At 52.5% G+C, this 12,693-nt stretch carries 15 protein-coding genes and 1 pseudogene; 10 read left to right on the top strand and 6 right to left on the bottom strand.

The window, feature by feature from the left end; translation table 11 throughout:
* Position 1: 1 nt before the first annotated feature.
* From AC6EMZ_RS19070 to coaD, 5 genes are all read left to right on the top strand, one after another.
* The gene (locus AC6EMZ_RS19070) at positions 2–1,099 is read left to right on the top strand and encodes a glycosyltransferase (protein WP_498404355.1); all 1,098 of its coding nucleotides are present in this window, start codon (positions 2–4) and stop codon (positions 1,097–1,099) included.
* A 14-nt stretch (positions 1,100–1,113) separates the two neighbouring features.
* Positions 1,114–2,103 (top strand): glycosyltransferase, encoded by a 990-nt coding sequence (locus AC6EMZ_RS19065; protein WP_498404326.1) that lies wholly within the window; start codon positions 1,114–1,116, stop codon positions 2,101–2,103.
* A 65-nt stretch (positions 2,104–2,168) separates the two neighbouring features.
* On the top strand, positions 2,169–3,443 hold the full coding sequence (gene waaA / locus AC6EMZ_RS19060) for a lipid IV(A) 3-deoxy-D-manno-octulosonic acid transferase (RefSeq protein WP_498404325.1): 1,275 nt from the start codon (positions 2,169–2,171) through the stop codon (positions 3,441–3,443).
* A complete protein-coding gene (locus AC6EMZ_RS19055) occupies positions 3,443–4,213 on the top strand; it encodes a glycosyltransferase family 2 protein (RefSeq protein WP_498404324.1) in 771 nt (256 codons plus the stop codon). Before waaA ends, AC6EMZ_RS19055 begins: the two co-directional genes overlap by 1 nt.
* 3 nt (positions 4,214–4,216) lie before the next feature.
* A complete protein-coding gene (gene coaD / locus AC6EMZ_RS19050) occupies positions 4,217–4,696 on the top strand; it encodes a pantetheine-phosphate adenylyltransferase (RefSeq protein WP_498404323.1) in 480 nt (159 codons plus the stop codon).
* Between the two features lies 1 nt (position 4,697).
* Here coaD and mutM read toward each other — a convergent pair whose 3' ends face one another.
* The 4 genes from mutM to radC form a co-directional block, all read right to left on the bottom strand.
* Positions 4,698–5,507: a bifunctional DNA-formamidopyrimidine glycosylase/DNA-(apurinic or apyrimidinic site) lyase gene (gene mutM / locus AC6EMZ_RS19045; RefSeq protein WP_498404322.1), complete on the bottom strand. Its 810-nt coding sequence runs from the start codon at positions 5,505–5,507 to the stop codon at positions 4,698–4,700.
* A 73-nt stretch (positions 5,508–5,580) separates the two neighbouring features.
* Positions 5,581–5,748: a 50S ribosomal protein L33 gene (gene rpmG, locus AC6EMZ_RS19040; RefSeq protein WP_003024094.1), complete on the bottom strand. Its 168-nt coding sequence runs from the start codon at positions 5,746–5,748 to the stop codon at positions 5,581–5,583.
* Positions 5,749–5,770: 22 nt separating this feature from the next.
* Positions 5,771–6,007, bottom strand: coding sequence for a 50S ribosomal protein L28 (rpmB, locus tag AC6EMZ_RS19035; RefSeq protein ID WP_002436699.1), 237 nt, complete (start codon positions 6,005–6,007; stop codon positions 5,771–5,773).
* Between the two features lie 216 nt (positions 6,008–6,223).
* A complete protein-coding gene (gene radC, locus AC6EMZ_RS19030; RefSeq protein WP_498404321.1) occupies positions 6,224–6,889 on the bottom strand; it encodes a RadC family protein in 666 nt (221 codons plus the stop codon).
* A 172-nt stretch (positions 6,890–7,061) separates the two neighbouring features.
* On the opposite strand from radC, the gene coaBC reads away from it, so the two are divergent.
* From coaBC to slmA, 3 genes are all read left to right on the top strand, one after another.
* Positions 7,062–8,273 (top strand): bifunctional phosphopantothenoylcysteine decarboxylase/phosphopantothenate--cysteine ligase CoaBC, encoded by a 1,212-nt coding sequence (gene coaBC / locus AC6EMZ_RS19025; RefSeq protein WP_498404354.1) that lies wholly within the window; start codon positions 7,062–7,064, stop codon positions 8,271–8,273.
* Positions 8,251–8,709, top strand: coding sequence for a dUTP diphosphatase (gene dut, locus AC6EMZ_RS19020; protein ID WP_498404320.1), 459 nt, complete (start codon positions 8,251–8,253; stop codon positions 8,707–8,709). Before coaBC ends, dut begins: the two co-directional genes overlap by 23 nt.
* A 116-nt stretch (positions 8,710–8,825) precedes the next feature.
* Positions 8,826–9,422 carry a nucleoid occlusion factor SlmA gene (gene slmA / locus AC6EMZ_RS19015; RefSeq protein ID WP_498404319.1) on the top strand — a complete coding sequence of 199 codons (597 nt, stop codon included), beginning with the start codon at positions 8,826–8,828 and terminating at the stop codon, positions 9,420–9,422.
* Positions 9,423–9,466: 44 nt separating this feature from the next.
* On the opposite strand, the gene pyrE is transcribed toward slmA, so the two are convergent.
* A complete protein-coding gene (pyrE, locus tag AC6EMZ_RS19010; RefSeq protein WP_498404318.1) occupies positions 9,467–10,108 on the bottom strand; it encodes an orotate phosphoribosyltransferase in 642 nt (213 codons plus the stop codon).
* Between the two features lie 60 nt (positions 10,109–10,168).
* Positions 10,169–10,885, bottom strand: coding sequence for a ribonuclease PH (rph, locus tag AC6EMZ_RS19005; protein ID WP_133632102.1), 717 nt, complete (start codon positions 10,883–10,885; stop codon positions 10,169–10,171).
* 125 nt (positions 10,886–11,010) lie between these two features.
* Here rph and AC6EMZ_RS19000 point away from each other — a divergent pair.
* Both AC6EMZ_RS19000 and AC6EMZ_RS18995 read left to right on the top strand, forming a co-directional pair.
* A pseudogene (locus AC6EMZ_RS19000) lies at positions 11,011–11,874 on the top strand (YicC/YloC family endoribonuclease).
* 201 nt (positions 11,875–12,075) lie between these two features.
* Entirely contained in the window at positions 12,076–12,693 is a 618-nt protein-coding gene (locus AC6EMZ_RS18995) for a trimeric intracellular cation channel family protein (protein WP_498404317.1), read from the top strand.

The following is a 12,693-nucleotide window of genomic DNA, read 5'->3' as shown; positions in this document are numbered from 1 at the left end:
GATGCGCATCCTTATGATTATTGATGGTTTACCTGGTGGCGGGGCCGAAAAAACGGTGCTGACACTCTCTAGCGGATTGATAGAAATGGGACATCAGGTCTCACTTTTCTCTCTGCGAAGAGCCTGCGACTACGCTATTCCAGAGGGCATCGATTATCAGGTCGTTCAGGATACCTGCAAAAAACCATGGCGGAAGCTGACGGAGATCCCCCGGCGGGCGCAGCTTCTGGACCACGCGGTTAAGCTTGCCGAGCGCAGCGGGAAATTTGACGTCGTGTTTTCCCATTTACACAAAACCGACCGCATTGTGGCGCATAGCCGCACGCTAAGCCGTGATAAGGTCTGGTTCTGTGTGCATGGCATGTTCTCGTTTTCCTATCTTCGCCATCGCAGCGGGCTATCGCGTTGGTTTAAGCATCACAAAATTCGCCATACTTACGAAAATCGCAACGTGGTCGCCGTTTCTGCCGCCGTTCTGCGGGATCTCTCAGACACGTTAGCCATCAATCTTCGACGCAAAACGGTCATTCATAATCCCTTTGATATCCCTGAAATCCAGCGTCTGGCTGATGCTCCTTTCGAGATGCAGGGCAAAGACTACATCATCCACGTGGGCCGCTTCCACGAGCATAAAAGGCACGATCGCCTGCTTCGCGCCTACGCGCTGAGCAACATCGACGCGCCGCTGGTTATGATGGGCAACGGCACCGATGACCGTATCCAGCAGTTAAAACAGCTGGCCGCCGAATTGGGTATCGAAAACAAAATTATTGTCCGCCCGTTCGAAGCCAATCCTTACCCGTGGATTAAAGGTGCGCGCCTGCTGGTGTTAAGCTCAGACTGCGAAGGTTTTGGTAATGTGCTTGTCGAGTCCATTATTTGCCAGACGCCGCCCGTCAGTACGAACTGCCCTGGCGGCCCGTCTGAAATTCTCACAGGTGACCTCGCGCGCGGTCTTTCAGAAATGAATGACGAGTCTCTGGCAGCCACGCTGGCAGATATTTATGCCCATCCGCCGATCGTTGATAGTGCAACGATCTCTTCGTTTGGTATTAACGCGATATGCCAGCAGTACGTTGCGCTGGTAGACAATCAATAATAATCAGGTTTCTTATGCAAAATTCAGCGCCCTTATTAAGCGTGGTTGTGGCTGTTTATAACGGCGAAGCCTTCCTGGAACAGTTCTTTACCTGCCTCGTCAGCCAAAACATCGATAGTATGGAAGTCATTATCGTCAACGATGGCTCTACCGATGGCTCAATGCAGATCGTAGAAAAGTGGCGTGAACAGCTGCCACAAATGCAGGTGATTGATCAGGAAAACCAAGGCGTCTCTGTTGCGCGTAATTCAGGGCTGGCCGTGGCCACTGGACAGTACCTCTCCTTCCCCGACATTGATGATGTCTTTAAACCCGGTATGTATCAGCGTCTGCTTGATATGGCCGTGACGCAAAATCTGGATGTCGCTACCTGTAACGGAAACTACGTCTGGGAAAATGATAAAAAACCGTCGCGCCCTATCTTCCCGGAAGATGCGCTACCGTCGACGGAGGTCATGACCGGCCCGGCATGGCTTAAAAAAGCGTTGGATTCACGCAAATTCCTGCACGTGACCTGGCTAAACATTTATCGCCACGATTTTATTCGTCAAAATGGATTTCGCTTCGAACCTGGCCTGCGTCATCAGGATATTCCGTGGACCACGGAAGTTCTGCTCGCAGCACATCGCGTGCAGTACACCAGCGAACGCTTTTACGATTATTACATCCATTCTGCATCGGTATCTCACATGCCCGACAATGACGACACGCTGATCCGTTCGGCCCGTCATTACATGAAAATATTGCAGATGCTGGAAGCCATTAACCAACGCTATCCGGATCAAGTTAAACAAATCCCGGCCTGTCACTGGCAAATAGCGAAGGAAGGGCTCGGAATCATTCACACCTTCGATAACATGAAAGACGCGCAGAAAAAGTCGATGATTATTCGAGAATTTTTCGAAACAGGTATCTGGAAGCTCATCTGGAAAAACGCGAAAACGCCCAGACTGCGCTGGAGACTGGGACGCCGCTACTTCCGTTTGAAGAGGTATCTGGCATAAGAGATAGCTTTACGAAGCCTAAATGCTTAGAATTTGCCCGCCGAAACTGAAAAACGGATAATCGCTTGGAATTGTTGTATACCGCTCTGCTTTACATCATTCAGCCACTGGTGTGGCTGCGACTACTGCTTCGTAGCCGTAAAGCGCCTGCGTATCGAAGACGCTGGGCTGAACGCTATGGTTACTGTCGCAACAAAGTTGCGCCAGACGGTATTTTACTCCATTCCGTATCAGTGGGTGAGACCCTGGCGGCCATTCCGCTGGTTCGCGCGCTGCGCCACCGTTATCCGTATTTGCCCATTACCGTCACCACCATGACCCCAACGGGTTCTGAGCGTGCGATGTCGGCCTTTGGTAAAGACGTGCATCACGTCTATCTGCCCTACGATCTGCCCTGCGCCATGAATCGCTTCCTCAACACCGTGCGCCCGAAGCTGGTGATTGTGATGGAAACCGAACTTTGGCCAAATATGATTTCCGCTCTGCATGCCCGGAAAATTCCGCTGGTTGTCGCCAATGCGCGCCTGTCTGAACGTTCCGCAAAAGGTTACGGCAAGCTGGGTAAATTTATGCACCGACTGCTGTCGAAAATTACGCTGATTGCCGCACAAAACGAAGAAGATGCTGCCCGCTTTATTTCGCTTGGCCTGAAACGCAATCAACTCGCGGTAACCGGTAGCCTGAAGTTTGATATTTCCGTCACCCCTGAGCTTGCGGCCCGGGCCCTCACCCTGCGTCGTCAGTGGGCACCGCGCCGTCAGGTGTGGATTGCCACAAGTACTCATGATGGCGAGGAAGAGATCATTCTGCAGGCGCACCGCAAGCTGCTGGAGAAATTCCCGGATCTCTTGCTAATTCTGGTGCCGCGTCATCCTGAACGCTTTAAAGACGCTCGCGACATGGTGCAGAAAGGCGGCTTCAGTTTCACCTTGCGTAGCACTGGTGAAATCCCATCGGGCAGCACGCAGGTGGTGATTGGCGACACAATGGGCGAACTGATGCTGCTTTACGGAATTGCCGATCTCGCTTTCGTGGGCGGCAGCCTGGTTGAACGTGGCGGACATAATCCATTAGAACCCGCAGCGCACGCTATTCCCGTGCTGATGGGGCCACACACGTTCAACTTCAAAGATATCTGCGCTAAATTGCAGCAAGCCGACGGTTTAATCACCGTGACCGATACAGACTCCATCGTGAAGGAAGTCTCTACGCTGCTTACCGACGAAGATTACCGCCTGTGGTACGGACGTCACGCTGTCGAAGTTCTGCATCAGAATCAGGGTGCACTGACCCGCCTGCTGCAACTTATGCAACCTTATCTGCCTCAGCGGAGCCATTAATGCCTAAGCGTCTGTCGGTCGTGATGATCGCCAAAAACGCCGCCGATCTGCTTCCGGACTGCCTGGCCTCGGTTGCCTGGGCCGACGAAATTGTCCTTCTTGATTCAGGGAGTGAGGACAACACGCTCGACGTCGCGCGCGCAGCTGGTGCGAAGGTGGTTATCGATACGGACTGGCAAGGCTATGGTATTCAGCGCCAACGCGCGCAATCTTTTGCCACCGGCGACTATGTGCTGATGATCGATACTGACGAACGGATAACCCCCGAACTTCAGCAATCTCTTCAGGCTGTTCTCGCGTCGCCGCAACCGGGTGCTGTGTACAGCATCGCCCGCCGCAACTACTTCCTGGGTCGCTTTATGCGTCACAGCGGCTGGTATCCTGACCGCGTCATGCGCCTGTACGAACGCGAACGCTATCACTACAACAGTAATCTGGTCCATGAATCACTGGACTGCAAAAACGCCCAGGTTATTGCCCTGCCAGGTGATTTACTGCACCTGACCTGTCGGGATTTTGCCAGCTTCCAGCGTAAACAGCTCAACTATGCCACGGCATGGGCGCAGGAACGCCACCAGCGCGGTAAGAAAGCCTCGCTAATGGGAATCTTCACGCATACCTTTGGTGCGTTCCTGAAAACGCTGCTGTTGCGTGGTGGGGTGTTAGACGGTAAACAAGGTTGGTTACTGGCCGTTGTGAATGCGCAGTATACTTTCAATAAATACACCGAGCTGTGGGCGCTGAACCGCGGCTACTCAGAGAAAGCGTGAGCCATGAGCACAAAAGCGATTTATCCGGGTACCTTCGATCCGATCACGAATGGCCATATTGATATCACCACGCGTGCAGCCAGCATGTTCGATAAGGTGATTCTTGCTATTGCGGCCAGTCCAGGTAAGAAACCGATGTTCAGTCTGGATGAGCGTGTCGCACTGGCGAGCGCCGCGTTAGCACATCTGCCAAACGTTGAAGTGATGGGTTTTAGCGATCTGATGGCAAACTTCGCACGCACGCAGCAGGCCAATATTCTGATTCGCGGGCTGCGCGCCGTAGCCGATTTTGAATATGAAATGCAGTTGGCGCACATGAACCGCCATTTGATGCCTGAACTGGAAAGCGTCTTCCTGATGCCATCAAAGGAGTGGTCGTTTATTTCATCATCGCTGGTGAAAGAAGTCGCGCGCCATGCAGGGGATGTGACGCATTTTCTGCCCGCACACGTTCATCAAGCACTGATGGATAAGCTCAAATAACTCACTTTTGACACTGGCGGCAGTAAAACGTCGCCCGCTGCGCATGCTTCGTCGCCACAATCGGCGTCCCACATACCCGGCACGCTTCACCTTTACGGCCATACACCTGCAGTTCCTGCGCAAAATAACCCGGCTTACCGTCACTTTGCAGAAAATCCTTTAACGTCGTGCCACCCTGCTCAATCGAGCGTTGTAGAACCGCTTTAATGACATTTACCAGTAGCTCGCACTCCTGTGCTGACAGCGATGAAGCTAGCCGATCGGGATGGATCCCCGCAGCGAACAGTGATTCGCTGGCGTAGATATTCCCGACGCCCACAACCAGCTTGTTGTCCATCAGCCAGGGTTTTATCGGCGTTTTCTTCTTCGCGCATTTCTCTTTCAGATAATCGGCGTTAAACGCCTCGCTCAGCGGTTCTGGCCCAAGATGTGCCAGCACGTTATGACCTTCAAGCTCTTTGGTCCATAACCATGCGCCAAAGCGACGAGGATCGGTGTAGCGCAGCACCTTGCCGTTACTCATCACCAAATCCACGTGATCGTGTTTGGCCGCAGGAAGCTCTTCTGAAAGGATACGCAGGCTACCGGACATCCCAAGGTGGATGATTATCCAACCGTCAGGCAACTCCAGCAGCAGATATTTGGCGCGACGCTGCACGCTAAGCACGGGCTTGTCGCTCAGCGCGTGGATCTCATCGGAAACGGGCCAACGAAGCCGACCGTTACGCACAACTGCATGCAGAATGGTCGCGCCCACCAGATGCGGTTCGATACCGCGGCGGCTGGTCTCTACCTCAGGTAATTCAGGCATGTTTCCTCCATTGAGATACACAGAATGCAAAAAACCCCGCGATTGCGGGGTTTTTCTTCAAAGAGCACTAAAATTATTTGATTTTAGCTTCTTTGTACAGTACGTGCTGACGGACAACTGGATCGAACTTTTTCAGTTCCAGTTTTTCCGGTTTAGTACGCTTGTTCTTCGTGGTGGTATAGAAGTGACCAGTACCAGCAGAAGAAACCAGCTTGATTTTCTCACGAATACCTTTAGCCATGATTTATTTCCTCTTTAAGTACTTAGTACTTTTCGCCACGGGCACGCAGTTCGGAAAGAACTGTATCGATGCCTTTCTTATCAATAACACGCATACCTTTAGCAGATACACGCAGGGTGACAAAACGCTTCTCGCTCTCAACCCAAAAACGGTGAGAGTGCAGGTTCGGCAGGAAACGGCGTTTAGTCGCGTTCAGTGCGTGGGAACGGTTGTTACCGGTCACCGGACGCTTGCCAGTAACTTGGCAGACTCGGGACATGTCTATTCTCCAAAAATCAAATTAGCTCGAGCTTCGTATGGGGTATCGGCGCCTCGTCAGGCTTTACAGCCCGGTCATCGCAGTTCAATGTGAACACTCGATTGCCAGGCCCAATTGCCAAACCCGAGATTCTCAAAGGTGGCGTAGTATACGCTGACTCAGCGATGTGCTCAAGTCCCGAACAGACAAAGATCCCGATGGATCGCGTGAATTGGTTTAAATCCAACCATGTTCTGCAAAAGAAACGTACTCTCCGCGACCTATAATTAAATGGTCAAGCACACGGATATCCATGAATTGACAGCATTTGACGATACGATTGGTAATCTCTCTGTCGGCCTTGCTCGGTTCAGCACAACCAGAGGGGTGATTATGCGCGAGGATCACGGCGGCTGCATTCACTTTTATCGCTTCTCGCACAATTTCTCGCGGATGAACCTCAACGTGGCTCAATGTACCCGAAAACAGGCGACAGTGTTTTATTACCCGATTTTTATTATCGAGAAAGATCACCATGAAGATCTCGCGCTCGGCATCGGCCAACTGGCTTTGCAAAAAATCCCGCGTAATTTCAGGACTTAACAACGGGTCGTCTTCCATCATACGCACGCTGTAAAAGCGTCGAGCCAGCTCCGCAATGCCCCTCAACTGGGCAAATTTAGCCACGCCTATCCCTTCAACATCCCTGAATGCCGCCAGTTCGGCGGTCAGCAAACCATGAAGCGAGCCAAAATGATTCAATAGCTCGTGCGACAACACAAACACGTTTTTCCCTGGGATACCGGTACGTAAAAAAAGTGCCAACAGCTCAGAATCAGTGAGAGAAGCAACGCCATCATTCAACAATTTTTCCCGTGGCAACATGGGTAAATCGCTATCCATTCTCGTTCTCCTTAGGTTTGCCGCCATGCTGCCACAGGAGAACGCGCCATTCGACGCTCACTTTTCGTTCTTGCGTAACGCCTCGCAAAGTCCCTTACGCACAAAATCACGCCGCTTTTCGGATTGTGATAAAATGGGCACCTCTGGTGAAACCCAACAGGAAAGAATCATGATGAGCCTGGCCGGTAAAAAAATCGTTCTCGGCGTGAGCGGCGGTATCGCTGCGTATAAAGCACCAGACCTGGTGCGACGTTTACGCGAACGCGGCGCAGATGTCCGGGTGGCGATAACTGAAGGCGGTAAAGCCTTCATTACCCCCTTGAGCCTACAAGCCGTTTCTGGATATCCGGTGTCGGATAGCCTGCTCGATCCAGCCGCCGAAGCCGCAATGGGGCATATTGAGCTCGGAAAATGGGCCGACCTGGTCATTCTTGCCCCCGCGACCGCAGATTTAATTGCCCGCGTTGCTGCCGGAATGGCGAACGATCTGGTCTCGACAATTTGTCTGGCAACGCCTGCGCCAGTTGCCGTAGTCCCTGCGATGAATCAGCAGATGTACCGCAACGCAGCGACCCAGCATAATCTCGATACCCTGGCGTCTCGTGGCCTGTTGATTTGGGGCCCGGATAGCGGAAGTCAGGCATGTGGAGATATCGGCCCAGGTCGAATGCTCGACCCGCTGGCTATTGTGGAGATGGCTGCTGCCCATTTTTCGCCTGTCAACGATCTGCAACATCTCAACATCATGATTACGGCGGGTCCAACGCGCGAGCCGCTGGATCCGGTGCGCTATATCACCAACCAAAGCTCCGGCAAGATGGGCTTCGCTATTGCCGCCGCTGCCGCGAAACGGGGTGCCAACGTCACGCTGGTGAGCGGTCCGGTTGCGTTGTCAACGCCATCCTTCGTGCAGCGCATTGACGTCACGACGGCCCTGGAAATGGAAGCGGCGGTACAGAATCAAGCGCATAAACAGCACATTTTTATCGGCTGCGCAGCGGTGGCGGATTATCGCGCACAAACTATTTCAGAAGCGAAGATTAAAAAGCAAGGCGATGAATTAACGATAAAAATGGTGAAAAACCCTGACATCGTCGCTGGCGTTGCCGCACTGAAAGTCCATCGCCCTTACGTTGTTGGGTTTGCCGCCGAAACAAATAATGTGGAAGAATACGCTCGGCAAAAGCGTATCCGCAAAAACCTGGATTTGATTTGCGCGAACGACGTATCGCTGGCAACGCAGGGATTTAACAGCGACAGCAACGCACTGCACCTTTTCTGGCAGGATGGAGATAAAGTCTTACCGCTACAGCGTAAGGAACTCCTGGGCCAACAATTACTGGACGAGATCGTTACCCGTTATGATGAAAAAAATCGACGTTAAGATTCTGGACCCGCGTGTTGGTCAGCAATTTCCGCTGCCAACCTATGCCACCTCTGGCTCTGCGGGCCTTGACCTGCGCGCTTGCCTTGATGACGCCGTAGAACTGGCTCCGGGCGCAACCACGCTGCTGCCGACTGGGCTGGCGATTCATATTGCCGATCCGTCACTGGCGGCGATAATCCTGCCTCGCTCTGGCCTCGGTCATAAGCATGGTATCGTACTGGGTAACCTGGTGGGTCTCATCGACTCTGATTACCAGGGCCAACTCATGGTGTCCGTCTGGAACCGTGGTCAGGACAGCTTCACCATCGAGCCAGGCGAGCGCATCGCGCAGATGGTGTTTGTGCCTGTGGTACAGGCTGAATTTAACCTGGTGGAAGATTTTGATGCCACCGACCGTGGCGAAGGCGGCTTCGGCCATTCCGGGCGTAAATAAGCCCGACAAAAGTATCTCACAGCGTAATAACGCAATAACATACCGCAAACAGCAGTTTGCGGTCGCTGTGTGGATGCCAGCCTGACAGGCGCTTATTTTCAGGGGTATTTTGTAACATGGCAGAAAAACAAATAGCGAAACGGAATCGTCGCGAAGAAATACTTCAATCTCTGGCTCTGATGCTTGAATCCAGTGACGGCAGTCAACGCATCACCACCGCAAAACTGGCCGCCTCTGTGGGCGTGTCGGAAGCGGCTCTGTATCGTCACTTTCCCAGCAAAACGCGGATGTTTGATAGCCTGATCGAGTTTATCGAAGACAGTCTGATCACGCGCATCAATCTGATTCTGAAAGATGAAAAAGACACCACCGCGCGTTTACGTCTGATCGTATTGTTGATTTTGGGCTTTGGGGAACGCAATCCAGGCTTGACGCGAATCATGACGGGACACGCACTGATGTTTGAACAGGACAAACTTCAGGGGCGGATTAATCAGCTTTTCGAACGCATTGAAGCCCAGCTGCGTCAGGTTTTACGTGAAAAGAAAATGCGTGAAGGCGAAGGCTACGTGACAGATGAAAATCTTTTGGCAGGGCAGCTTTTAGCGTTCTGTGAAGGTATGCTCTCCCGCTTTGTACGCAGTGAATTCAAATATCGCCCAACGGATGATTTCGACATCCGCTGGCCGCTCGTCGCCGCACAGCTGCAGTAATCGAGTACTCGCCCGGTCAGTAGAACAGTGACCGGGCGAATTTTTTACACGCCAAATGCTTCCCGATACGCACGCACAGAGACCAGGTGCTCAGCCATCTCAGGCTTCTCTTCCAGATAGGCAATCAGGTCTTTCAGCGTAATGATAGAAATCACCTTACAGCCGTAATCGCGCTCTACTTCCTGAATGGCAGAAATTTCGCCGCGGCCACGCTCCTGGCGGTCGAGAGAAATCAACACGCCAGCCAGAGTTGCACCGTTAGCCTGGATAATTTCCATCGACTCACGAATGGCAGTACCCGCAGTAATCACATCATCCACCAGCATGATACGGCCTTCCAGCACGCTTCCCACCAGATTTCCACCTTCACCGTGGGTTTTGGCTTCTTTACGATTGAAGCAATACGGAACGTCGCGATCGTGATGCTCTGCCAGCGCTACGGCTGTGGTAGTGGCAATCGGGATGCCCTTATATGCGGGGCCAAACAGCAGGTCGAAATCAATGGCGGAATCCACCAGCGCTTCGGCGTAGAAACGACCTAACAGAGCCAGATCGCGTCCGGTATTAAACAGGCCGGCGTTGAAGAAATAGGGGCTTTTACGCCCAGATTTCAGCGTAAATTCGCCAAACTTGAGAACCTGCTTGTTAAGCGCAAACTCAATAAACTGGCGCTGATATGGTTTCATGGATTCGCTCCTACAGACTGTTCTACGGACAAAAAAAAGGGCGACAACGTCGCCCCTCAATCAATTTTCTAACGCCGCTTTCTGCGTCGTGACAATGGATTCGATACCCCCTCGGGCTAGCGCCAACAGGGTGAGAAGTTCTTCATGAGTGAACGGCTCGCCTTCTGCCGTACCCTGCACTTCAATGATGCGACCGTCTTCGGTCATCACCACGTTCATGTCGGTTTCCGCTGCGGAGTCTTCAACGTACTCCAGATCGCAAAGCGCTTCGCCGTTAACAATTCCGACGGAGACGGCGGCAACCATGCCTTTCATTGGATTCTTCTTTAACTTACCGGCGGCAATCAGCTTGTTCAGCGCATCGGCCAACGCCACACATGCACCGGTAATGGAAGCCGTACGTGTACCACCATCGGCCTGTATCACGTCGCAATCCAGCGTAATGGTGAATTCGCCAAGAACCTTCAGGTCAACGGCAGCGCGCAGCGCACGCGCGATCAGACGCTGAATTTCCATGGTACGGCCACCCTGCTTACCCTTTGCGGCTTCACGCGCGTTACGCGTGTGCGTTGCACGTGGAAGCATACCGTATTCGGCAGTGATCCAGCCCTGGCCCTGACCTTTCAGAAAGCGTGGAACACCTTCTTCAATCGAGGCGGTGCACAGCACTTTGGTGTCACCAAATGCAACAAGCACGGAACCTTCAGCGTGTTTTGTATAGTTACGGGTCAGGGTGACGGGGCGCACCTGATTAGCGCTACGGCCTGATGGACGCATGATGTTATCTCCGGCTTGAAACGAACGTGGCTGCGCATTATACGGATTAAACGCGCTTATTCCTATCCTGTGAAAGCCCCGATAGCTATAATCCCCCCATCTCTCCTCTAAAAACGGGAACGTCTATGATCCGCAGTATGACCGCCTACGCCCGGCGTGAAATCAAGGGTAGCTGGGGCAGCGCCACCTGGGAATTGCGCTCGGTAAACCAGCGCTATCTGGAAACTTATTTCCGTATGCCGGAGTAGTTTCGCAGCCTTGAGCCGGTTGTTCGTGAGCGCATCCGCGCTCGTCTGACCCGCGGTAAAGTAGAATGTAACCTGCGTTTCGAGCCGGACGCGAGCGCGCAAGGGGAGCTTATCCTCAACGAAAAACTGGCAAAACAGCTGGTTAATGCGGCGAACTGGGTCAAGATGCAGAGCGACGAAGGTGAAATCAACCCGGTTGATATTCTGCGCTGGCCAGGCGTCATGGCTGCGGGCGAGCAGGATCTGGATGCAATTACCACCGAAGTCCTCGGCGCGCTTGATGGCGCTCTGGACGACTTTATCGTGGCTCGCGAAACCGAAGGTCAGGCGCTAAAAGCGATGATTGAACAACGTCTCGAAGGCGTTAGCACAGAAGTACTGAAAGTTCGTGCGCATATGCCGGAAGTTCTGCAATGGCAGCGTGACCGTCTGGTCGCCAAGCTAGAAGATGCCGAAGTGCAGCTGGAAAATACCCGCCTTGAGCAAGAGCTGGTGCTGATGGCGCAGCGTGTTGACGTTGCTGAAGAGCTGGATCGTCTGGAAGCTCACGTTAAAGAAACGTATAACATTCTGAAGAAAAAAGAAGCTGTCGGTCGCCGCCTTGATTTCATGATGCAAGAGTTCAACCGTGAGTCGAACACGCTGGCCTCTAAATCTATCAATGCCGAAGTGACGAACTCTGCCATCGAGCTGAAAGTTCTTATCGAGCAAATGCGCGAGCAGATTCAAAATATTGAGTAAGCATAAGGGTGATTCTCATGAATCACCCATTATTTTTTTTCATGCATTGCGCACATTAAATTGCCTGCGTAGTGTGGTCACACAAGCATCAAACTCGGTTTTTGCCTAAATATTTCTAAGCCAAATCCTTTCTCCTTAGAAAATCTCAGTCGAGTTTTCCCTTGCTAAAAGCTACCCTTCCGCCGTTTCTTTGGGGGGAATATGCTCTTACACATTCTTTATATAATCGGTATTACGGCCGAAGCCATGACCGGCGCATTAGCGGCTGGACGTCGACGAATGGATACCTTTGGCGTCATTATTATCGCAACCGCTACGGCGTTGGGAGGCGGTTCAGTACGCGACATCCTCCTCGGCCATTACCCGCTAGGCTGGGTCAAAAATCCTGAGTACATCATTATCGTAGCGACAGCCGCGGTATTGACGACTATATTCGCCCCCGTCATGCCCCATCTGCGTCGCTTATTCCTTGTACTTGACGCATTAGGGCTGGTCGTCTTTTCCATTATTGGCGCGCAGATCGCGCTAGATATGGGGGAAGGCCCAATCATCGCCACGATTGCAGCTGTCGTTACCGGCGTTTTTGGCGGCGTGTTACGCGACATGTTCTGCAAACGCATTCCCTTGGTATTTCAGAAAGAGCTGTACGCCGGAGTCTCATTTGCGGCAGCGGTACTTTATATCGCGCTGCAACATTATGTTTCTAATCACGATGTCGTCGTTATCTCTACGCTGATGTTTGGTTTTACGGCCCGTATGCTTGCCCTGCGCCTAAAGCTGGGACTGCCCGTGTTCCATTACAAACACAACGCCCACTGA

This window comes from Enterobacter sp. SCRI0065 (assembly GCF_059766475.1).
The sequence above is the reverse complement of the archived record's forward strand: the minus strand, read 5'-3'. Positions and strand labels throughout refer to the sequence as shown.

What these genes read in the sequence shown, in the direction of transcription:
- AC6EMZ_RS19070 (WP_498404355.1), top strand. Translation starts at nt 2, where the DNA reads ATGCGCATCCTTATGATTATTGATGGTTTACCTGGTGGCGGGGCCGAA.
- AC6EMZ_RS19065 (WP_498404326.1), top strand. Translation starts at nt 1,114, where the DNA reads ATGCAAAATTCAGCGCCCTTATTAAGCGTGGTTGTGGCTGTTTATAAC.
- AC6EMZ_RS19055 (WP_498404324.1), top strand. Translation starts at nt 3,443, where the DNA reads ATGCCTAAGCGTCTGTCGGTCGTGATGATCGCCAAAAACGCCGCCGAT.
- coaD (WP_498404323.1), top strand. Translation starts at nt 4,217, where the DNA reads ATGAGCACAAAAGCGATTTATCCGGGTACCTTCGATCCGATCACGAAT.
- mutM (WP_498404322.1), bottom strand. Translation starts at nt 5,507, where the DNA reads ATGCCTGAATTACCTGAGGTAGAGACCAGCCGCCGCGGTATCGAACCG.
- rpmG (WP_003024094.1), bottom strand. Translation starts at nt 5,748, where the DNA reads ATGGCTAAAGGTATTCGTGAGAAAATCAAGCTGGTTTCTTCTGCTGGT.
- rpmB (WP_002436699.1), bottom strand. Translation starts at nt 6,007, where the DNA reads ATGTCCCGAGTCTGCCAAGTTACTGGCAAGCGTCCGGTGACCGGTAAC.
- radC (WP_498404321.1), bottom strand. Translation starts at nt 6,889, where the DNA reads ATGGATAGCGATTTACCCATGTTGCCACGGGAAAAATTGTTGAATGAT.
- coaBC (WP_498404354.1), top strand. Translation starts at nt 7,062, where the DNA reads ATGAGCCTGGCCGGTAAAAAAATCGTTCTCGGCGTGAGCGGCGGTATC.
- dut (WP_498404320.1), top strand. Translation starts at nt 8,251, where the DNA reads ATGATGAAAAAAATCGACGTTAAGATTCTGGACCCGCGTGTTGGTCAG.
- slmA (WP_498404319.1), top strand. Translation starts at nt 8,826, where the DNA reads ATGGCAGAAAAACAAATAGCGAAACGGAATCGTCGCGAAGAAATACTT.
- pyrE (WP_498404318.1), bottom strand. Translation starts at nt 10,108, where the DNA reads ATGAAACCATATCAGCGCCAGTTTATTGAGTTTGCGCTTAACAAGCAG.
- rph (WP_133632102.1), bottom strand. Translation starts at nt 10,885, where the DNA reads ATGCGTCCATCAGGCCGTAGCGCTAATCAGGTGCGCCCCGTCACCCTG.
- AC6EMZ_RS18995 (WP_498404317.1), top strand. Translation starts at nt 12,076, where the DNA reads ATGCTCTTACACATTCTTTATATAATCGGTATTACGGCCGAAGCCATG.